We start from the raw sequence: 20,436 nt of genomic DNA on the forward strand, positions 1-20,436 counted from the left end.
AGGCATTATGTTTATTGATACACATTGTCATTTTGATTTTCCGATTTTTACCGCAGATATCACTAATTCTATCGACAAAATACAGCAAGCAAAAATTGATGCGCTCATTGTGCCAGCTGTCTCTGCGAATCATTTTCATACAATATTACACCTTGCCGAACAATATAATGAAGTTTATGCAGCGCTTGGTTTACATCCCATTTATCAACACACAGAATCAGATTTAGAAAAATTATCCGATATTATTAATAAAAACCCCAAAAAATTAGTAGCAATGGGCGAAATTGGTCTGGATAAATACAATCTTACCGTTGATTGGCAACAACAACTATTTTATTTTCGTTCCCAGCTTACCTTGGCTAAAAAATATGATTTACCCGTTTTGATTCATTCACGTAAAACGCATGACATTATGTACCACGAACTTCATCAAGCAAATTTACCTTGTCGGGGTGTCATACATGGATTTTCGGGCAGTTATCAACAAGCGATGCAATTTGTGAAACTCGGTTATTATATTGGTGTCGGGGGAGTAATAAGTTACGCACGCGCTAATAAAACTCGCCAAACCATTGCCCAACTGCCTTTAGAAAGTCTTGTACTTGAAACCGACGCCCCCGATATGCCATTAAGTGGTCGACAAGGTCAAATCAATCGCCCAGAATATCTCATTGAAATATTTCATGTTTTAAGTCAGTTACGCAAAGAACCCCAACCAGAAATACTTCGTACAATCTTATCTAATACCTTAACGCTATTTAGTCGAATCAATCAAAAAGCATTGAAGCATTAATTATAAATAGCTTTATAATTATATGTGCATTATCACCGTCAAACATTAGCGATACAAGGCAGTTTTTTTTTGACTGGTTAAAATCGATTTTTAGACTTTGCAATTGTGTCTCTTACCCACTTAATTTCATTATGAATATTACACAATGCGTAATCGCTATCTATTACTTGCCAAGTATTGATAAGATAGACCAATCAAATCCAAACCGACAAGTATCACCAATTCACTGTAAAGAAAACTTAAATAAATTATGCTTTCTGGTTTATTTCATCGACGACAAAGTCGTTTCGAGGTAATATGAGATAAATTGTCTTCTATCATCTTATTGATAGCCTTAAAACTATCATCGCAACAATAATAGGTAATCACTATAATGAGCAATGATATTCAATTATCCCCTATGGTATATCGAATGTTGCCGTGGATTGCGGCAGTCGCATTTTTAATGCAATCACTCGATACATCAATTTTAAATACGGCACTCCCCTCGATTGCTAAAGATCTCCATGAATCCCCCTTAAATATGCAATCAGCGGTAATCTGTTATGCATTAACTTTAGCATTGTTTATTCCGATTAGTGGTTTATTATCCGATCGCTTTGGAACAAAAAATGTTTTTGTGACTGCCGTGTTTCTTTTTACAGCTGGATCGCTGTCTTGTGCCCTATCAAATACTCTTATTTTTATGGATATTTCAAGGGTTATACAAGGTATTGGCGGTTCAATGATGGTACCTGTTTCCAGATTAGTCTTAATTAAATCTTATCGACGTAATGAATTTTTATCAGCGCTAAATACCTCATCCATTTTAGGATTGGTAGGCCCTGTAATCGGCCCTGTTCTTGGCGGATATTTAGCTGAAATGATCAGTTGGCATTGGGTATTTTTAATCAATATCCCTGTTGGTATTGCCGGGATCATTATTGCTTGGAAATATATGCCAAACCTTAAAGGTGAACGCATCTATTTTGATTTTTGGGGCTTTGTTATTATTGCCATAACATTTATTAGTGCCACGTTAAGTTTGGAGCTGCTAAGTGAGGGACAAAGTAGTTATATTTCACTATTTTTGGCAATAATAAGTTTAATCTTTCTGTTTGGTTACCGATTCTACGCTCAAAAAGCAACTACCCCTCTATTCCCATTATCTTTATTTAGTATTCGCACTTTTAAAATCGGTATTATCGGTAATTTGATTAGTCGATTAGGTATTTCAGGCGTTCCTTTTTTAATTCCATTACTATTACAAGTTGGCTTTGGTTATTCAGCAATTGAAGCAGGAATGATATTAATTCCTATGGCGTTAGCTTCAATGGCAATTAAATCGTTTATTCCTACAATTTTAGCTAAATTAGGGTATCGAAACGTCTTGATTGGCAATACTATATTGGCTGGAACGTTCATTTTATTAATGTCACAATTAAGTTTATCCACCCCGATCATCCTGATGTGTCTATTACTTTTTTGCATTGGTTGTACCAATTCATTACAATTTACGGCAATGAACAGTATCACTTTAGCTGATTTACAAGGTGAAACAACCAGTAGTGGGAATAGTTTAATGGCGGTAAACCAACAACTTGCTATTAGCTTCGGTATCGCCTTAGGTGCTGTGCTTGTTAGGTTAGTCGGTGAGGAAACCGCTACCATTAAGTCTTTTCAAATTACTTTTATGATATTAGGAATTATCACAATACTTTCTAGCATTGTGTTTGCAGCTTTAAAAAAACAAGATGGGCAAAACTTAACCGCTCATCATCAAGAAACAAGGAGATAACAATATGTTTCAATACCAAATCATTCCGGTTACTGCTTTTCAGGAAAATTGTAGCATTATTTGGTGTGATGAAACAAAGGAAGCAGCCTTTATCGATCCAGGTGGTGAACCCGAATTACTGAAAAAAGCCGTGGAAAAACTGAGCGTGAATATTAAACAAATCCTATTAACGCATGGACATTTGGATCACGTTGGCGCGGCTGTAGAATTAGCAAAACATTATGATGTAAAAATCATCGGCTCAAATCAAGAAGATGAATTTTTATTTAGTGGATTACCTCAGCAATGTATTCAATTTGGTTTTCCTTATATTGAACCCTTTTTACCGGATTATTGGTTAAAAGAAGGGGATAAAATCAAAGTCGGCAATATTTCACTCGATGTACTTTATTGCCCAGGTCATACACCCGGTCATATCGTTTTTATTAATCATCCTGATAAAATCGCTTTTGTTGGTGATGTGTTATTTAACGGTAGTATAGGAAGAACGGATTTTCCGAGAGGCAATCACGCCGATTTGATTTCTTCAATTAAACATAAATTATTACCACTTGGTGATGATTTCATTTTTGTTCCCGGACATGGCCCTATGTCTAGCTTTGGTCATGAGCGTATCAATAATCCCTTTTTAGCTTAATCGAATATCTTTCATCACACTTATTGCAATATAGTGTGATGATATCCTCTGCTCACCAAAGAACATAACAAGTAAACTATTTAACCAAAAAATAGTTTACAACTTAAATTATTTCGTTATTATTGCTTATCAAGCTATCGGTCATGAGATTCAAAAAAGAGAGCATAATTATGAAACAACAAGTTATATCGTATTATCCAACATATATTTCAACACTATTTAACTTATCATCTTGGCAACGTAAACTGTCAGTAACAACCTGCGCGGCATTACTTTTAGGACTTGCAGCTAATATCAGTATTCCAACTTATCCCGTGCCCTTTACTTTGCAATCCTTAGTAGTACTACTTATCGGAGCTTGTTTAGGACGTAAATTAGGTACTATAACAATAATTCAATACCTATTTTTAGGCGCAATAGGTTTACCTTTATTTGCTAATGGTAGCGCTGGTTTTATAGCACTAACATCGCCTTCTGCTGGATACTTATATGGATATCTATTTAGTGCTTATTTAGCAGGTTTTGCAGCTGAAAAAGGTTATGATCGCCACTTTATTATCGGTTTAATTACTTTTGGTTGTGCACATCAATTAATCTTTGTATTTGGCGTTCTTTATTTAGCTGGTTATTTACATATTAGCCTCATTGAGGCAATAAAACTCGGATATCTCCCTTTTGCAGGAGTTGATGCACTTAAGTTTATCATAGCAACTTCAGTCATGTTCCTTTTATGGCGTTACCGTGCTAAAAATCACTGATTTAAAAAAAGGCGATATTATTTTCCAGTGTCTGAACGAGGTTAATGACTTTAATGATGCTGTCACCTGTTCTGGTGCAACACGTAACGTGGATGAGTTAACCAATAATATCAATCATGTAGGATTATATATTGGAAATAATATCGTTATTGAAGCAACGCCAAAATACGGGGTCATTAACCAAACACTGACGCATTTTATCAATGCAGCACAATTTAATATCATTGGTCGAATTGATAATTTAGGGTTGATTAAAAATGCCATTAAGCGAGCTAAATCATGTATTGGTCTACCTTATAACCCTAGCTTTCGTCCAAATACAGCTGGACTTTATTGCAGTGAACTCATTACCTACGCTTTTCGAAATGAACACAATGAAAGTTATTTTGCTTTATATCCGATGAATTTTAGAGATTTAACGACCCATCAAGTTTTACCTTATTGGATCGATTATTATCATTCGCTAAAAGAGAAGATCCCAGAACAACAGCTTGGATCTCATCCTCAACAACTCTTAAGGCAAACGGAATTATTCAAGACAATCCTAACACTTGAATAAAATAAAGGGAGGTTATTAAAACGAAAAAGCATTTAATACAATTTAACTATTGACATAGAGCCATTTAATCTATAATATGCGCGCTACATTTCGGTTCCTCCATAGTTCAGTCGGTAGAACGGCGGACTGTTAATCCGTATGTCACTGGTTCAAGTCCAGTTGGAGGAGCCAACTTACCGAATTATTAAAACCTGCTTATAGCAGGTTTTTTTATTTCCGACAATTACACTCCTTTTCAAATTTTAATATTGTGTTTAAAGTAAAATGGTTAATAATATTTTAAAAAAATTATTACCCATAATACTTTTGATAACACTTTAAATGTTTAAAATTTATCTATAATGTTATTGTTAAATTAATAAGAAAGGAAATTTTTATCCATGCATATCCATTTTATTCTTCATGAAGAGTTTGAAGCACCAGGTGCTTATGAACAATGGGCTAAGTTACATCTTCATACGGTTACCTATTCAAGAGTTTATCTGGGCGAGCCACTTCCTGAAAGGATAGATAATATTGATTTTCTTATTATTATGGGCGGTCCACAATCCCCTGCTACAACGAAACAAGAGTGTGCCCATTTTGATTCATTAGCAGAGCAAACCTTCATTTTATCAGCAATTAAAGCGAATAAAATCGTGATTGGCGTTTGTCTTGGATCCCAATTAATTGGCGAAGCACTTGGTGCACATTTCGAGCATAGTCCTGAAAAAGAGATCGGTAAATTCCCCATTACCTTAACGGAAGCAGGCAAAAAAAATCCGCTTTTTTCTCATTTCGGCGATACGCTAGCAGTAGGTCACTGGCACAATGATATGCCAGGTTTAACGCAAAATGCGCAAATTATTGCTTATAGTGAAGGCTGTCCTCGGCAAATTATTGCTTATAGCAAATTGGTTTATGGTTTCCAATGTCATATGGAGTTAACCCATGAGGTAGTTGAAAAGTTGATTGCCCATTCGCAAAATGACCTTAGTCAAGCGGCTAAATATCGTTTTGTTGATACAGAGGAAAAATTACGCCTACATGATTATAGTAAAATGAATTATAAACTCTTTGTTTTTTTGGATAAGCTAAGTCAATACTATCTGTCTGCTTCTACAAATTAAATTCTATTATCGTTCATGGTTGGTTGTTCGAAATTATGCAAAATATTAAAAGTAGACAACCCCGAAAAATGAAGTAAATTGAGGTTAAAATTAGATAAAGAGTATTTTATCTTAAAACGTAAAATTAACTGATGGAAAATCGTAAGTTTTTTAGAAGGTCTTTCTTTGCATAATGGTAAGATTGAGAAAGATATTGGTGGAGGGCTTTGTCAATTAGGCAATTTGATTTATTGATTATCCAATCATTAAATAGTTCTGAACTATTCAAATAATAGATTGTGAGATAAGCAATTTGACCGTATACTCTGTAAAATATAGCAATAACGAATATCTAATTTTTGAAAGGAGTATCTTCATGGCTTACACTCTTGCACCTCTACCTTATGCTTATGACGCATTAGAACCGTATATTGACTCGGAAACGATGCATCTTCATCATGACAAACATCATCAAACTTATGTCAATAATGCAAATGCGCTCTTAGAGACTTTACCGGCAGAACTTAAAGAATTATGTCCTGAAACTTTACTTAAAAATTTAGATAAAGTGCCAGCTGATAAACTAACAGGTATCAAAAACAATGTGGGTGGTCACGTTAATCACACCCTATTTTGGGAATTACTTAAAGTTGGTACCGAGCTTAAAGGTGAACTTAAAGCAGCTATTGAAAAAGATTTCGGTTCTGTAGACGCATTCAAAGAAAAATTTTCAAACGCAGCAGCCACTCGTTTTGGTTCTGGTTGGGCTTGGTTAGTGTTACAAAATGGTAAACTTGAAGTAGTTTCAACCGCAAACCAAGATTCTCCTGTCATGGGCGAAAAATTCTCAGGTGTTTCAGGTACGCCTATTTTAACATTAGATGTCTGGGAACACGCATATTACTTAAAATACCAAAATCGTCGTGTTGATTATATTGGTGCATTTTGGAATGTAATTAACTGGGATAAAGTTGCTGAGTTATACGCTCAAGCAAAAAAATAACTGTTTTTAGTATAGTTACTCAATTATCAATGACGCTTAATGCGTCATTTTTATTTATTGGTATTATTTACCAATCATCGTATCTGCAAATTGGCAATTGCTAAATTATACTTAAATCCGCTACAATGGGCGATTAATTGAAAATCGCAAAACCGAACTAAATAATACATGTTTGAAATTAATCCGATAAAATCCAAAATAGCCGAACTTACCGAGCGCACTGATGTGATTCGGGGGTATCTTTGACTATGATTTAAAAAAAGAGCGACTTGAAGAAGTTAATGCCGAATTAGAACAATCTGAAGTCTGGGCAGATCCCGAAAAAGCACAAGCGTTAGGCAAAGAGCGGGTAACGCTTGATGAAATCATCAATACAATAGATTCTTTAACTCAAGGCCTTGACGATGTTGAAGGTTTGCTTGAACTTGCCATTGAAGCCGACGACCAAGATACGTTTGATGAAGCAAATCTAGAGCTTGAACAGTTAGAAAAAAAACTGGCTGGGCTAGAGTTTCGTCGAATGTTTTCTGGCGATTACGATAGCGCAGATTGTTATTTAGATATTCAGTCAGGTTCTGGGGGGACTGAAGCACAAGATTGGGCTGAAATGTTACTGCGAATGTATTTACGCTGGGCAGAATCTAAAGGCTTTACAACAGAAGTCATGGAAGTATCTGATGGTGATGTTGCAGGAATTAAATCGGCGACCATTAAAGTATCAGGCGACTATGCTTACGGTTGGTTACGTACCGAAACAGGCGTCCACCGTTTAGTACGAAAAAGTCCTTTTGATTCGGGTAATCGCCGTCATACATCATTTGCTTCTGTTTTTGTCTATCCAGAAATTGATGATAATATTGATATCGATATCAATCCTGCCGATCTTCGTATTGATGTCTATCGGGCATCAGGTGCTGGTGGACAGCATGTCAATAAAACCGAATCTGCTGTTCGAATTACGCATATACCAACGGGAATTGTTACCCAGTGTCAAAATAATCGTTCTCAGCATAGTAATAAAGATCAAGCAATGAAACAGTTAAAAGCGAAACTGTATGAGCTTGAAATGCAGAAGAAAAATGCTGAAAAGCAACAGATGGAAGAGAACAAATCGGATATCGGTTGGGGTAGTCAAATCCGTTCTTATGTGCTTGATGATTCAAGAATCAAAGATTTGCGTACCGGCGTTGAAACACGCAACACTCAGGCCGTTTTAGACGGTGATTTAGATCAATTTATTGAAGAAAGCTTAAAAGCAGGTTTATAAACTGCTTGGTGATAAATAAAAGGTAAAATTATGTCAACACAGCAAGAGCAACAAAACCATATTGAAGAGTTAAATAACGAGCTAACTATACGTCGTGAAAAACTAGCAAATATTCGCGAGCAAGGCATTGCTTTCCCAAATGACTTTCGTCGTGATGCTATTTCAAGTGATCTTCATAAATTGTATGACGATAAAACCAACGAAGAATTAATTGAGAATAAAATTACTGTCACTGTTGCCGGTCGAATGATGATGCGCCGTATAATGGGTAAAGCTTCTTTTGTCTCTTTACAAGACGTTGCTGGGCAAATTCAACTTTATGTAACGCGTGATGATCTTCCCGAAAATTACTACAACGAGCAATTTAAAAAATGGGATTTAGGGGATATTGTCGGTGCTAAAGGTTATTTATTTAAAACTAAAACTGGCGAACTTTCTATTCACTGTGAAGAAATTCGCTTATTAACTAAAGCACTTCGTCCATTACCGGATAAATTCCATGGGCTTGCAGATCAAGAAATGCGTTATCGTCAACGCTACTTGGATCTCATCACAAATGAAGAATCGAGAAATACATTTATCGCTCGTTCAAAAGTGGTAACTGAAATTCGCAATTTCATGCTTGAAAATCACTTTATGGAAGTTGAAACACCGATGATGCAAGTTATTCCTGGTGGGGCGTCAGCGAAACCTTTTATTACGCATCATAATGCCCTTGATTTAGATATGTACTTACGTATCGCACCAGAACTTTACTTAAAACGTCTGGTTGTCGGTGGTTTTGAGCGTGTCTTTGAAATTAATCGTAACTTCCGTAATGAAGGGGTATCGCCAAGACATAATCCAGAATTTACCATGATGGAAATGTATATGGCGTATGCTGATTATAAAGATTTGATTGTGCTAACTGAAGCATTATTCCGCCGTCTGGCAATCGCTGTAACGGGTAATACCGTTGTTCAATATGGTGAACATACCTTCGATTTTGGTAAACCTTTTATTAAAATGACTATGCGTGAAGCTATATGCCATTATCGTCCAGAAACCAATAATGCTGATTTGGATGATTTTGATAAAGCATGTGCCATTGCTAGCGCAGTAGGTATCAAAATTGAAAAAGGTTGGGGACTTGGTCGAGTTGTGACTGAAATTTTTGAAGAGGTTGCTGAAGCCAATCTGATTCAACCGACATTTATTACCGAATATCCTGCTGAAGTATCACCACTGGCTCGTCGAAATGATGAAAATCCATTTGTTACAGACCGATTCGAGTTCTTTATTGGTGGGCGTGAAATTGGCAATGGCTTCTCAGAACTTAACGATGCGGAAGACCAAGCTCAACGTTTTGCTGATCAAGTGTCACAAAAAGATGCCGGTGATGATGAAGCAATGTTCTATGATGAAGATTATATTACGGCTTTAGAACATGGATTACCACCGACAGCTGGATTAGGCATTGGTATTGACCGAACGGTGATGTTATTTACGAATAGTCATACTATTCGTGATGTCATTTTATTCCCAACCATGCGTCCAATAAAATAAGATACTCTACTATTGAAAACTCACTTATCTCAACAAATAAGTGAGTTTTTTATTGTAATGCAAATATCTTTTATACAACTAAAAATAATTCTAGTTTAGCTTTCCACCATACCCAAAATTCATAAAATATTTTATGCTTATCAATTTGTTAATAATTAAGTAAGCCATTACTGACTTTTCTATACAAACTGAATAATGTTTTTCATGCAACTAAAAATGTGAGTTCATCTTAATCAAGCGTATTTCAACAATTCAATATTTTTTAAATTGAATCAGTATAAATAAAATACAGAAAAATAATGATATTTTCTTAAAATCTACAAAATTAAATAAGTTATCACTTACCAACCACAGAAATGGGACTCAACATAGTCATTCATCGTGATAAAATCAGGACTAAAAATTAAACTTTATTTAATGTAAAATTAGGATAAGTTTCTTATCCATTAAGAAAAACGACGAATAACATGTCATTAGTCATTAACCAGAGACTAAAAAAAGTGAGTGTCTACTCACTTTTTATTGATAAATGAATGATATATTTTATGAAAATATCGCGCCCTTTCTTTAGTTTAATTTATCACGGTTAACGATTAATTCGTTAACCGTGATATCTATTAATCTTAATCAGTTTTTACTGTTTTGCTCGGATAAGGTAAGATTAAATTTAATAAAATAGCTAAAATGCCACATAAACTTATCCCTTGCAATGCGTAAGAACCAAAATCAAAAATCATCCCACCAATACCAAACACCAACACTAATGAAACAATACACATATTGCGCGAAACGGAAAGATCAATTTTATGTTTGATTAATATATTAATGCCAACGGATGCAATCGAACCAAATAAAAGCACCATAATTCCGCCCATAACAACAGTTGGGATAGTACTCAAAAATGCGCCGATTTTACCAATAAATGACATTAAAATCGCCCAAATTGCTGCCCATGTCATTACACGAGTTTTGAAATTTCGTGTTAAGGTGACGGCCCCAATCACTTCTGCATAGGTAATACAAGGCGGGCCACCAAAAAAGCCTGCGGTCGAAGTTGCTAACCCATCCCCCAAAAGTGTGCGTTGTAATCCCGGTTCACGAGTATAATCTTTGCCAGTAACAGAACTAATCGCCATGATATCACCAACGTGCTCAATCGTTGGTGCAATAACAATAGGTATCATATATAAAATAGCTTGCCAATGAAATTCAGGAAAAGTGAAATCCGGTATCTTAAACCATGGTGCATCAATAACCGGTTGAAAGTTGACAATACCCATTATCCAAGACATCACATAACCAACGACAATACCTGCAATAATTGGAACAAGTTTGAAAAACCCTTTTGCCCAAATTGCCACAATCAGCGTAGTCAATAATGAGGACATTGAAATCATAATTAATTGATAATCCTTAACCTGAAGACCACTATCTTTACCCATTGCCATACCCACTGCGACAGGCGCAAGAGATAAACCAATGACCATTATAATAGGGCCAGTTACCACTGGCGGTAAAATACGATCGATAACATGTTTGCCATTTAGTTTGACTAATAAAGCAAAAAACATAAACACAAATCCTGCTGCAACCAATCCCCCCAAAGTTGCAGGAATCCCCCATTGAGCTACACCAAAAGAGATCGGTGCAATAAAGGCAAATGAGGAAGCTAAAAATACCGGTACTTTGCCTTTCGTGGTGAGTTGAAACAATAATGTGCCTATACCCGCTGTAAACAATGCGACATTAGGATTTAAACCCGTTAATAGTGGCACTAATACTAACGCACCAAAAGCAACAAAGAGCATTTGTGCACCAGTAAAAATATCTTGCCAAGCAGGTTTCTCCTGTGATGTTTTAGATTTTTGTATATCATTTATTTTATTTGACATGTTGATCATCTCCACTTCAACTTAATCTTTTAAACTCATTTTTTAAGCATAAAAAAACCGGCTAAGCCGGTTTAAAAAATGAAATTTTATTTAGTGCCGAATATTTTATCTCCAGCATCGCCAAGTCCTGGTAAAATGTAACCTTGTTCATTTAACCGTTCATCAATGGATGCAGTATAGAGTTCAACATCTGGATGGGCTTTTTCTAATGTTTTGATACCTTCAGGTGCAGCCACTAAAACTAATACTTTAATGTTTTTACATCCTGCTTGTTTTAATAAATCAATCGTCGCCACCATTGAACCACCCGTTGCTAGCATAGGGTCAACAACCAAAGCCATTCGTTCCGCAATGTCCGACGTTAATTTTTGGAAATAAGGCACTGGCTCAAGGGTCTCTTCATTACGATAAAACCCAACGACGCTAATACGAGCACTAGGCACATGCTCAAGCACACCATCCATCATACCTAAACCGGCACGAAGGATTGGTACTACAGTTATTTTTTTACCTTTGATTTGCTCAATTTGAACGGGTCCACACCAACCTTCAATGGTCACTTTTTCAGTAGGTAAGTTAGCCGTGGCTTCATAAGTTAATAAACTACCAACTTCGCTGGCAAGCGCACGAAAGTCTTTAGTACTAATATCATGTTCGCGCATTAAACCGATTTTATGACGTACAAGAGGGTGTTTAACTTCAACTATTTTCATGGAGGGCCTCAGTGTTATTTTGCTGAAAGATTTTGGTCACTTTAAATAACCACTGAGGGGTGATTTTAACATAGATAGAAGCGAGAGAAAACTCAAATTAAATTGCTAAGTTTTATAAAACTAAAAAAGATAATAATATGTAAAAAGTATAAAATTGATGAAAAATTTGTTTTATGTAATTTTTTTGATTAGAATAACCAGCCGCCTTAATAAGGTGGTTTTTAATTGTTAATTATTAAATTTTATAGGAAAGAAATAGGATGAATTGGTTTATTAATTGTTTTACAAAAAATTATGTTAATTTTAATGGCCGTGCTCGTCGTCAAGAGTACTGGATGTTTATTTTATTCTTATTAATTATACAAGCTGTGAATCTTAGTGTGATAGGTTTTATTTCTGAAACTTTAAGCGCTATCTTATATCTTATTGTTGCATTTGGGAGCTTATTACCTAATCTTGCTGTAACTGCTCGTCGTTTACACGATACAAATAAATCAGGCTGGCTCATGTTGATCGCTCTTATTCCTCTTGTTGGTGGTATTATTTTAATCGTCTTTTTAGCTACAGATTCAACACCTGGTAGCAACCAATATGGCGAAAATCCTAAAGGGATTCAGTAAGTTTTTTTATTCTCATCAGCTAACCTGATGAGAATATTAACAACACATTATCGTATTGACTATTTTTAGTTTAACTTCACTTCTAAATCGCTTTCAAAAAACCCAATAATTTATATAATTATGTCTAATTTCAAGGTAATTTAGGTTGCCAGTCAATAGCTGCTTTACCTTGTTGCACAATAAGATCATTAGCTTTGGAAAAATGTTTACAACCTAAAAATCCACGATGGGCTGATAAAGGTGAAGGATGCACAGAAGTTAATACATGATGCTTTTGCCGATTAATAAATTGCCCTTTTTTTTGCGCAGGTGATCCCCATAATAAAAACACCACTCCCTCAAGATGTTTGTCTATAGCCGCTATAACATTATCGGTAAAAGTCTCCCAACCTATTTTGGCATGTGAATGAGCTTGACCAGCTTCCACCGTTAATACTGTATTAAGCAAAAGTACCCCTTGAGTCGCCCAAGATGCTAAATAACCATGAGAAGGGATCTGAAAACTAGGAATATCGGTAGATAACTCTTTATAAATATTTAGTAACGAAGGAGGAGGTTTAACTCCCGGTAACACGGAAAAGGAAAGTCCATGTGCTTGATTCGGTCCATGATAAGGATCTTGACCTAAAATGACAACTTTGATGTCATTAAAAGCAGTAAAACGAAATGCATTAAATACATCGTGTTGAGGAGGATAAATGATTTTACCGCTATTACGCTCAGCGGTAACAAATTGCATGATTTTTTGAAAATAAGGTTTGTCTTTTTCAGTACCAATAACATCATGCCATGTTAATTGTGTTGTCATAGTTTGTCCACGCCGTAAAAATTACTGAATATATCTTGCAGAGAAATTCTCATTTTTACTCATCATAACCTATAGTGCTCTAAAAGTTAAATAAAAGGTACAGCTTATCGTATTAATAGCTTTTTTTGACTTTAATCAAATTATATAAGTGTTATATTAACCCTAATATTTTAGGGGCAATAACGCTCATAGGAGGTTTTAAAATGATTACAGGTATCCAAATTACTAAAGCTGACAACTCAGCACTTCTTAATTCTTTTTGGTTATTAGATGACTCAACTAATGAAGCGCGTTGTGTCGCAGCTAAATCAGTATATAAAGAAGATCAAGTTATTCCAACAGCTGAACTTGGTCAGTTTGAATATCGTGAAATTCCTTTAGATATTGCACCAACTATCAAAGTTGAAGGTGGACAACATTTAAATGTTAACGTACTTCGTCGTGAAACACTTGAAGATGCTGTACAACACCCAGAAAAATATCCACAATTAACTATTCGTGTTTCTGGTTATGCTGTACGTTTTAACTCATTAACAGCAGAACAACAACGCGACGTTATCGCTCGTACATTTACAACTAAAATGTAATTTTTTGATAACACATTATAAAACCCAGTACTTACTGGGTTTATTTTTATCTGTTATTCATCAGCTCAATCAACCCAGCCTCAATCGTGTGATCAAACTGGAACGAAATCACATTAAATATATAGAAAGCATCTTATTTTGTCTTGCGATATACTGAGCAAGATAAATGGCTAATACCTTCATCTTTACCAAGCCACAACCTACTTCTAACAACTGTTAACTATATTCTGGCAATGAATTCTGTTTTTATTAGTTTCTAAAGTTGCATTAATTGCAACTTCTATTTAATCAGATCGATCGATATCTCAATAGATTTAATTTCTTTTTGAAGGATACCTATTAATAGCATTTATACAGCTGTACTACTAAATTTGAGAAGATATATCGCTTAAAACAGCGAAAAGTAGATAATAAAGAGTATGTTTAAACATTATGGTAATAGCATCTAATAAAATCAAAGATAAAAGCATAAAAAAACGAGATTAGCAAAACTAATCTCGTTTATAGCTAAATCCGTCTTTTTAGCCAAAAAACTTCTTCACTTTATCAAAAAAGCTTTTCTCTTTTGGACTGTGCTTAGAGCTTTTATCGGCTTTAAAACTTTCACCTAACTCTTTAAGCAATTCCTTCTGTTTACTGGTTAAATTAACTGGTGTTTCAACAACCACATGGCAATAAAGATCACCAATTGAACTTCCACGTAACGATTTAACGCCTTTACCTCGTAAGCGGAACACTTTACCTGTTTGTGTTTCAGCAGGGATAGTTAAGCTTACTTTACCATTAAGTGTTGGTACTTCTACTTCTCCACCTAGCGATGCTAAAGCAATATTAATTGGAATTTCACAATGTAAGTTAGTACCATCACGTTCAAAAATAGCATGTGGTTTAATTTGCATTTGAACATATAAATCACCAGCTGGTGCACCATTTAAACCTGCTTCACCTTCTCCAGAAAGTCGAATACGACTACCGGTATCAACTCCGGCAGGAATCGTTACAGAAAGCGTTTTAGTTTTCTGAACTCGTCCTTCACCATGACATTTTTTACATGGATTTTTTACTACTTTACCCCGACCATGACAGGTTGGACACTCTTGCTGCACAGCAAAAAAGCCTTGTCGCATTTGTACAACACCTGCACCATGACAGGTTTCACACGTCATTACATCTGAAGCTTTTTCAGTTCCTTGTCCGTGACAAACATCACAAGTTACCCAAGTCGGTACTTTTATCTCTTTGCTGACGCCTGCAGCAGCTTCTTCCAGTGTTAACGAGATATTATATTGCAGATCCGCACCGCGTGAGGAAGTTTGACTACGTCCACGACCACCACCAAAGAAATCACTAAAGATATCATCAAATGCAGAACCTCCGCCAAAACCACCGAAGCCACCAAAACCACCGCCGCCTGCGCCGCCATGCCCTTGTTCAAAGGCTGCATGACCATATTGATCATAAGCCGCTTTCTTCTGCGAATCGGTTAATACTTCATAAGCTTCCTTAACTTCTTTGAATTTCGCTTCTGCTTCAGCTTTATTATCCTGATTTTTGTCAGGATGATATTTCATGGCTAGGCGTTTATAGGCTTTTTTTATCTCAGCTTCACTGGCACTTTTACTCACGCCTAATGTTTCATAATAATCTTTCTTCGCCATAATTAACCTTTATTTTTTATTGCATAAACAACTAAACGGGCTTGAGTTACCTCGCGCCCGTTTAATGTGTTACATGTCTAAAACTCGTTGAAATAACTCATTAAAAAACATTTTAGTTAACGATTATTTTTTATCATCATCAACTTCTTTGAAGTCAGCATCAACAACATCATCTTGTGCCGAAGCGCTACCATTATTTGCTTGACCTGCAGATTGATCTGCTTGAGCTTGTTGTTGAGCTAATTCAAGTAATTTTTTTGATGCTTCCATTAACGCATTGATTTTAGCTTCAATTTCAGCTTTATCTTCACCACGAGCAGCATTTTCTAATGCAGTTACCGCATCTTCAATCGCTTTTTTATCATCAGCAGATAATTGATCGCCTGCATCAGTCACTTGTTTACGAGTTGAGTGAACAAGGTGATCTGCTTGGTTACGTACTTGTGCTAACTCTTCAAACTTACGGTCAGCTTCAGCATTCGCTTCCGCATCATTGACCATTTTTTGGATTTCTTCTTCACTTAAACCTGAAGAAGCTTTAATGGTAATGTTTTGTTCACGACCAGTATTTTTATCTTTTGCTGATACATGTAAGATACCATCGGCATCAATATCAAAGGTCACTTCAATTTGTGGCATACCACGTGGTGCAGCTTGAATACCATCAAGGTTAAATTGACCTAGTGATTTATTATCACCAGCACGTTTACGCTCACCTTGTAACACATGAATTGTTACCGCAGATTGATTATCTTCAGCAGTTGAGAACACTTGACTATGTTTAGTTGGAATAGTTGTGTTTTTCTCAATCAAGGTAGTCATTACACCACCCATTGTTTCAATACCTAATGATAATGGGGTTACGTCAAGTAATAATACATCTTTAACATCACCACCTAATACACCACCTTGTACCGCAGCACCTACTGCTACTGCTTCGTCAGGGTTAACGTCTTTACGTGGTTCTTTACCAAAGAAGTCTGCAACCGCTTTTTGAACCATTGGCATACGGGTTTGACCACCAACTAAAATTACATCTTTAATATCAGAAACAGTAAGACCTGCATCTTTTAATGCTGTTTTCACTGGTTCCATAGAGCGTTTAACTAAATCTTCGACTAAAGATTCAAGTTTAGCGCGTGTCACTTTGATATTTAAATGTTTAGGGCCTGATGCATCAGCTGTGATATAAGGTAAGTTGATATCCGTTTGTTGCGCTGATGACAATTCGATTTTTGCTTTCTCTGCAGCTTCTTTTAAACGTTGCATTGCAAGTGGATCATTTTTAAGATCGAAACCTTGTTCACGTTTAAACTCATCAACTAAATAGTTAATTAAACGAGAGTCAAAATCTTCACCACCTAAGTGAGTATCACCATTAGTTGCTAATACTTCGAATGTTTTTTCGCCATCGACATCATCAATTTCGATAATTGAAATATCAAATGTACCACCACCAAGGTCATAGACTGCAATTGTGCGGTTACCCACATCTTTATCTAAACCATAAGCAAGTGCAGCAGCTGTTGGTTCGTTGATAATACGTTTAACATCTAAACCAGCAATACGACCCGCATCTTTAGTTGCTTGACGCTGAGCATCATTAAAATAAGCTGGAACGGTAATAACCGCTTCTGTTACTGGCTCACCAAGATAATCTTCTGCAGTTTTCTTCATTTTCTTTAGTACTTCAGCAGAAATTTGTGGTGGCGCAATTTTTTGACCTTTTACATCTACCCATGCATCGCCGTTATCAGCTTTAACAATTTTATATGGCATAATACCCACATCACGTTGTACTTCAGCATCTTCATAACGACGACCAATTAAACGTTTAATGGCAAATAATGTATTTTGTGGATTTGTTACTGCCTGACGTTTTGCTGGTTGACCAACTAAAATTTCACCATCTTGTGTGTAAGCAATAATCGACGGGGTTGTACGGTCGCCTTCAGCATTTTCTAAAACTTTAGCTTGACCATTATCCATTACTGCAACACATGAATTTGTTGTACCTAAATCGATACCAATAATTTTACCCATAATCTTTTCTCCTCAAAACCTGTATTTTATTTCTTATATATAAGACTGAAATTGTGATTTTCAAGTCTTTAACTTAGTCAAAGAAATGTTAGTGTTTCCACATAGATGGGAACATTATTATTAATATCAAGGGGGGGAATGAAAAATTATTTTTGCATAAATCTTGATTATAAAGTTTTCTACACTTATTATTGCCGCTCTTTTTTTATTAAGACACATTTTATAGGATCCTTATGGAACAAACTAAACTTGCAAATCCAGGTCCACTAGGACTAATGGGATTTGGTATGACAACCATTTTATTGAATATTCATAATGCGGGATTTTTCCCTGTGATGACAGCAATCGTATCTATGGGTATTTTTTATGGTGGACTAGCACAAGTGATCGCTGGAATTTTAGAATTTCGAAAAGGTAATACTTTTGGGACAACAGCGTTTACTTCATATGGTTTCTTTTGGATTGCGCTTGTTGGCATTTGGTATTTACCAACCTCACCAGCAACAGCACCAACCGATGCAACCTTTGTTGGTATCTTCCTCGCATTATGGGGGATTTTCACCGCATTCATGTTTATCGGTACGTTAAAAGGTAATCGAGTATTACAATTTGTTTTTGCTAGTTTAACTGTCCTGTTTGCTTTATTAGCAATTGGTAATATTTCTGGTAATCACAGCATCATTCATATCGCAGGCTTTGAAGGGATTATTTGTGGTGCAAGTGCGATTTATTTAGCAATGGCTGAAGTACTTAACGAACAATACGGACGCACTATTTTACCAATTGGTGCACCTAAAGGCGCTGCTCACTAATCGTCGCTGTTATTAAAACAAGTGATGAGAGCAATAAAAAACGGGGTAATTTCCCCGTTTTTTTATATCAATGAATAACAACATTTAACGCTTATTTTTTATAAGCATCATTATGTACACCTACTGCCGCACGGCCTGATGGATCATTAAGATTTTTGAATGACTCATCCCATTCAATCGCTTTTGCCGTAGAACAAGCAACAGTTGGACCGCCCGGCACACAATGTGCTGCGCTTTCAACCGGGAATAGCTCATCAAAAATTTCTCGGTACATGTAAGCTTCTTTCGACGTTGGCGTATTATAAGGGAAACGGAATTTTGCATTTTCCAATTGTTGATCCGTAATTTTGCTTTCTGCAATCTCTTTTAAAGTATCGATCCAACTATAACCAACACCATCAGAGAATTGCTCTTTTTGACGCCAAACCACAGACGCAGGTAAATAAGATTCAAATGCTTCACGAACAATGTGTTTTTCCATTTTTCCGTTACTACCACACATTTTATCTTTCGGATTAAGGCGCATTGCCACATCTAAGAATTTCTTATCAAGGAATGGAACACGAGCTTCAACGCCCCATGCCGCCATCGCTTTATTAGCACGTGCACAATCATACATGTGTAACGCGGCTAATTTTCGCACCGTTTCTTCATGGAACTCTTTAGCATTTGGCGCTTTATGGAAATAGAGGTAACCACCAAATACTTCGTCAGCACCTTCACCAGATAACACCATTTTAATACCCATTGCTTTAATTTTTCTTGCCATTAAATACATTGGCGTAGAAGCACGGATAGTTGTGACATCATAAGTTTCAATAAAATAAATGACATCACGGATGGCATCAATACCTTCTTGAATAGTAAAGTTAATTTCGTGGTGAACTGTACCAAGATGATCGGCAACCGCTTGTGCTGCTTTAAGATCTGGCGCACCTTTTAAACCCACTGCAAATGAATGCAATTGTGGCCACCAAGCTTCAGATTTTTCATGATCTTCAACACGACGCGCTGAGAATTTTTTAGTGATTGCCGAAATAACGGAAGAATCAAGCCCACCAGATAATAAAACGCCATAAGGCACATCTGACATAAGATGGCTTTTAACAGACTCTTCTAATGCTATACGAAGCGCATTAATGTCTGTTTTATTATCTTTGACATTTTCGTAATCCATCCAATCACGTTTATAGTAGGTTTTAATTTCACCTTCAGTGCTCGATAAATAGCATCCAGGAGGAAAAGCTTCAATCGTTTTACAAACGGGTACTAACGCTTTCATCTCAGAGGCGACATAGAATGTACCATTTTCGTCGTGTCCCATATACATCGGGATAATACCAATGTGATCACGACCAATAAAGTAAGTGCCTTTATTAATATCATAAAGAATAAAGGCAAACATACCTTGTAGTTCATCAAGACAATCAATTCCTTTTTCTTGATAGAGCGCTAAGATAACTTCACAGTCAGAACCTGTTTGGAATTCATAGCGATCTTTGTACTGATTTCGGAGTTCTTGATGATTATAAATTTCGCCATTCACCGCTAAAACGAGAGTTTTATCTTTATTATAAAGCGGTTGAGATCCTGTATTAACATCTACAATTGATAAACGTTCATGAGCAAGAATTGCTTTATCAGAAGCAAAAATACCAGACCAATCCGGCCCACGATGACGCTGTAGACTTGATAGTTCTAATGCTTTTGTTCGTAGTTGTTCCGGATCTGATTTAATATCAAGAATACCTAAAATCGAACACATTGATTTTCTCCACTTAAAATCGCAAACGCGATACTATTTGTACGTAAAAATAACTATATGAAAATTTGAAAAAATTTTTTTTATTTTAAATTACTTTGCCCTTTATTCTTA

Annotated in this window: 18 protein-coding genes and 1 tRNA gene; 13 read left to right on the forward strand and 6 right to left on the reverse strand. The window is 36.0% G+C overall.

Annotated features, from left to right (window positions below):
- Positions 1-7 precede the first annotated feature (7 nt).
- The 10 genes from ACGH6P_RS03830 to lysS all read left to right on the forward strand — a co-directional run bounded on the left by ACGH6P_RS03830 (position 8) and on the right by lysS (position 9,427).
- Entirely contained in the window at positions 8-793 is a 786-nt protein-coding gene (locus ACGH6P_RS03830) for a TatD family hydrolase (RefSeq protein ID WP_411596751.1), read from the forward strand.
- A 373-nt stretch (positions 794-1,166) separates the two neighbouring features.
- Complete coding sequence (locus ACGH6P_RS03835; RefSeq protein WP_065558527.1) at positions 1,167-2,570, forward strand: MFS transporter; 1,404 nt, start codon at positions 1,167-1,169, stop codon at positions 2,568-2,570.
- 4 nt (positions 2,571-2,574) lie between these two features.
- On the forward strand, positions 2,575-3,207 hold the full coding sequence (locus ACGH6P_RS03840; RefSeq protein ID WP_411596752.1) for an MBL fold metallo-hydrolase: 633 nt from the start codon (positions 2,575-2,577) through the stop codon (positions 3,205-3,207).
- Between the two features lie 170 nt (positions 3,208-3,377).
- The gene (locus ACGH6P_RS03845) at positions 3,378-3,965 is read left to right on the forward strand and encodes a biotin transporter BioY (RefSeq protein WP_220216296.1); all 588 of its coding nucleotides are present in this window, start codon (positions 3,378-3,380) and stop codon (positions 3,963-3,965) included.
- Positions 3,949-4,524: a YiiX/YebB-like N1pC/P60 family cysteine hydrolase gene (locus ACGH6P_RS03850; protein WP_267379586.1), complete on the forward strand. Its 576-nt coding sequence runs from the start codon at positions 3,949-3,951 to the stop codon at positions 4,522-4,524. The genes ACGH6P_RS03845 and ACGH6P_RS03850 overlap by 17 nt, the downstream gene beginning before the upstream one ends.
- A gap of 95 nt (positions 4,525-4,619) precedes the next feature.
- Positions 4,620-4,695: transfer RNA gene (locus ACGH6P_RS03855), tRNA-Asn, on the forward strand.
- A 209-nt stretch (positions 4,696-4,904) separates the two neighbouring features.
- The gene (locus tag ACGH6P_RS03860) at positions 4,905-5,633 is read left to right on the forward strand and encodes a type 1 glutamine amidotransferase (RefSeq protein WP_411596753.1); all 729 of its coding nucleotides are present in this window, start codon (positions 4,905-4,907) and stop codon (positions 5,631-5,633) included.
- Between the two features lie 355 nt (positions 5,634-5,988).
- A complete protein-coding gene (locus ACGH6P_RS03865) occupies positions 5,989-6,615 on the forward strand; it encodes a Fe-Mn family superoxide dismutase (protein ID WP_220216282.1) in 627 nt (208 codons plus the stop codon).
- A gap of 168 nt (positions 6,616-6,783) precedes the next feature.
- Positions 6,784-7,882 (forward strand): peptide chain release factor 2 gene (gene prfB, locus ACGH6P_RS03870; RefSeq protein ID WP_324101002.1). Its coding sequence is split into 2 segments (ribosomal slippage): positions 6,784-6,858 and positions 6,860-7,882, totalling 1,098 coding nucleotides; the frame shifts between segments, so codons are not numbered across the junction.
- A 30-nt stretch (positions 7,883-7,912) separates the two neighbouring features.
- Positions 7,913-9,427: a lysine--tRNA ligase gene (lysS, locus tag ACGH6P_RS03875; RefSeq protein WP_267350243.1), complete on the forward strand. Its 1,515-nt coding sequence runs from the start codon at positions 7,913-7,915 to the stop codon at positions 9,425-9,427.
- Positions 9,428-10,050: 623 nt separating this feature from the next.
- Here lysS and ACGH6P_RS03880 read toward each other — a convergent pair.
- Positions 10,051-11,319 carry a uracil-xanthine permease family protein gene (locus ACGH6P_RS03880; RefSeq protein WP_411596754.1) on the reverse strand — a complete coding sequence of 423 codons (1,269 nt, stop codon included), beginning with the start codon at positions 11,317-11,319 and terminating at the stop codon, positions 10,051-10,053.
- Between the two features lie 86 nt (positions 11,320-11,405).
- Entirely contained in the window at positions 11,406-12,032 is a 627-nt protein-coding gene (gene upp / locus ACGH6P_RS03885) for a uracil phosphoribosyltransferase (RefSeq protein ID WP_411596755.1), read from the reverse strand.
- A 260-nt stretch (positions 12,033-12,292) separates the two neighbouring features.
- On the opposite strand from upp, the gene ACGH6P_RS03890 reads away from it, so the two are divergent.
- Positions 12,293-12,652: a DUF805 domain-containing protein gene (locus ACGH6P_RS03890; protein ID WP_267350239.1), complete on the forward strand. Its 360-nt coding sequence runs from the start codon at positions 12,293-12,295 to the stop codon at positions 12,650-12,652.
- A gap of 130 nt (positions 12,653-12,782) precedes the next feature.
- On the opposite strand, the gene ung is transcribed toward ACGH6P_RS03890, so the two are convergent.
- On the reverse strand, positions 12,783-13,460 hold the full coding sequence (gene ung, locus ACGH6P_RS03895; RefSeq protein WP_267350237.1) for a uracil-DNA glycosylase: 678 nt from the start codon (positions 13,458-13,460) through the stop codon (positions 12,783-12,785).
- Between the two features lie 203 nt (positions 13,461-13,663).
- On the opposite strand from ung, the gene grcA reads away from it, so the two are divergent.
- Entirely contained in the window at positions 13,664-14,047 is a 384-nt protein-coding gene (gene grcA, locus ACGH6P_RS03900; protein WP_220216278.1) for an autonomous glycyl radical cofactor GrcA, read from the forward strand.
- Between the two features lie 521 nt (positions 14,048-14,568).
- Here the strand turns inward: grcA and dnaJ are convergent.
- Complete coding sequence (gene dnaJ / locus ACGH6P_RS03905; protein ID WP_220216276.1) at positions 14,569-15,705, reverse strand: molecular chaperone DnaJ; 1,137 nt, start codon at positions 15,703-15,705, stop codon at positions 14,569-14,571.
- Between the two features lie 123 nt (positions 15,706-15,828).
- Positions 15,829-17,748 carry a molecular chaperone DnaK gene (gene dnaK / locus ACGH6P_RS03910; protein WP_065558514.1) on the reverse strand — a complete coding sequence of 640 codons (1,920 nt, stop codon included), beginning with the start codon at positions 17,746-17,748 and terminating at the stop codon, positions 15,829-15,831.
- A 233-nt stretch (positions 17,749-17,981) separates the two neighbouring features.
- Between dnaK and satP the strand changes: the two genes are divergently transcribed.
- Entirely contained in the window at positions 17,982-18,560 is a 579-nt protein-coding gene (satP, locus tag ACGH6P_RS03915; protein WP_065558513.1) for an acetate uptake transporter, read from the forward strand.
- Between the two features lie 91 nt (positions 18,561-18,651).
- On the opposite strand, the gene asnB is transcribed toward satP, so the two are convergent.
- The gene (gene asnB, locus ACGH6P_RS03920; protein WP_220216275.1) at positions 18,652-20,325 is read right to left on the reverse strand and encodes an asparagine synthase B; all 1,674 of its coding nucleotides are present in this window, start codon (positions 20,323-20,325) and stop codon (positions 18,652-18,654) included.
- Positions 20,326-20,436 lie beyond the last annotated feature (111 nt).

The organism is Gilliamella sp. CG25 (assembly GCF_046635705.1).
Lineage (GTDB): Bacteria > Pseudomonadota > Gammaproteobacteria > Enterobacterales > Orbaceae > Gilliamella > Gilliamella apicola_I.

Coding starts and splice junctions, on each gene's coding strand:
- ACGH6P_RS03830 (WP_411596751.1), top strand. CDS start 8: ATGTTTATTGATACACATTGTCATTTTGATTTTCCGATTTTTACCGCA.
- ACGH6P_RS03835 (WP_065558527.1), top strand. CDS start 1,167: ATGAGCAATGATATTCAATTATCCCCTATGGTATATCGAATGTTGCCG.
- ACGH6P_RS03840 (WP_411596752.1), top strand. CDS start 2,575: ATGTTTCAATACCAAATCATTCCGGTTACTGCTTTTCAGGAAAATTGT.
- ACGH6P_RS03845 (WP_220216296.1), top strand. CDS start 3,378: ATGAAACAACAAGTTATATCGTATTATCCAACATATATTTCAACACTA.
- ACGH6P_RS03860 (WP_411596753.1), top strand. CDS start 4,905: ATGCATATCCATTTTATTCTTCATGAAGAGTTTGAAGCACCAGGTGCT.
- ACGH6P_RS03865 (WP_220216282.1), top strand. CDS start 5,989: ATGGCTTACACTCTTGCACCTCTACCTTATGCTTATGACGCATTAGAA.
- lysS (WP_267350243.1), top strand. CDS start 7,913: ATGTCAACACAGCAAGAGCAACAAAACCATATTGAAGAGTTAAATAAC.
- ACGH6P_RS03880 (WP_411596754.1), bottom strand. CDS start 11,319: ATGTCAAATAAAATAAATGATATACAAAAATCTAAAACATCACAGGAG.
- upp (WP_411596755.1), bottom strand. CDS start 12,032: ATGAAAATAGTTGAAGTTAAACACCCTCTTGTACGTCATAAAATCGGT.
- ACGH6P_RS03890 (WP_267350239.1), top strand. CDS start 12,293: ATGAATTGGTTTATTAATTGTTTTACAAAAAATTATGTTAATTTTAAT.
- ung (WP_267350237.1), bottom strand. CDS start 13,460: ATGACAACACAATTAACATGGCATGATGTTATTGGTACTGAAAAAGAC.
- grcA (WP_220216278.1), top strand. CDS start 13,664: ATGATTACAGGTATCCAAATTACTAAAGCTGACAACTCAGCACTTCTT.
- dnaJ (WP_220216276.1), bottom strand. CDS start 15,705: ATGGCGAAGAAAGATTATTATGAAACATTAGGCGTGAGTAAAAGTGCC.
- dnaK (WP_065558514.1), bottom strand. CDS start 17,748: ATGGGTAAAATTATTGGTATCGATTTAGGTACAACAAATTCATGTGTT.
- satP (WP_065558513.1), top strand. CDS start 17,982: ATGGAACAAACTAAACTTGCAAATCCAGGTCCACTAGGACTAATGGGA.
- asnB (WP_220216275.1), bottom strand. CDS start 20,325: ATGTGTTCGATTTTAGGTATTCTTGATATTAAATCAGATCCGGAACAA.